Origin of the sequence: Erythrobacter donghaensis (assembly GCF_001557325.1) — a bacterium.
GTDB lineage: Bacteria > Pseudomonadota > Alphaproteobacteria > Sphingomonadales > Sphingomonadaceae > Erythrobacter > Erythrobacter donghaensis_B.
Genome location: NZ_LSJS01000242.1, coordinates 1 through 489 on the forward strand (window position 1 = coordinate 1; position 489 = coordinate 489).

At 63.8% G+C, this 489-nt stretch carries 1 protein-coding gene; it reads right to left on the minus strand.

From position 1 onward, the window contains the following. Window positions 1–489 (minus strand): transposase (locus AX692_RS14535; protein ID WP_196491805.1); only part of this gene is annotated, 489 nt, incomplete at both ends.

Sequence of the window (489 nt, forward strand, 5' to 3'; positions counted from 1 at the left end):
TGGCGGCGAGGAGGAACTCGTCTCTTGCGCCGTTTGGACCTCGCAGGCGCAGGCGATCCATTCTGAGAATGCGCTTGAGGTGCGCGAACAGCATTTCGACCTTCTTTCTCTGGCGGCGCGAGACCAGATAGGCGTCGGTCGTGGCGATATCGCGGGCGAGCTCCCGGGCGCCCTCGTGAACTGATCGCAGGATCTTGCGCGCTGGTTGTGTCGGGCAACAGCGCGGTTTGAGAGCGCAGACGTCACAGTCGAGCTTGCTGGCGCGGTAGCGCAGCATGCCGTTCTCATCGACGAACGGCCGATCCTCGCGATAGACCTTCTGCCTCTGGCGCAGCCGCTTGCCGGCAGGACAGATATAGCTGTCGTCGTCGTGGTCGTAGCTGAAGGCCGAACGCTCGAAGGTATCGTCGCGGCGGGCGGACTTGTCGAACACGGGGATGTGCGGCTCGATCCCGCGCTCCTCGACCAGCCAGGACAGGTTCCTGGCAT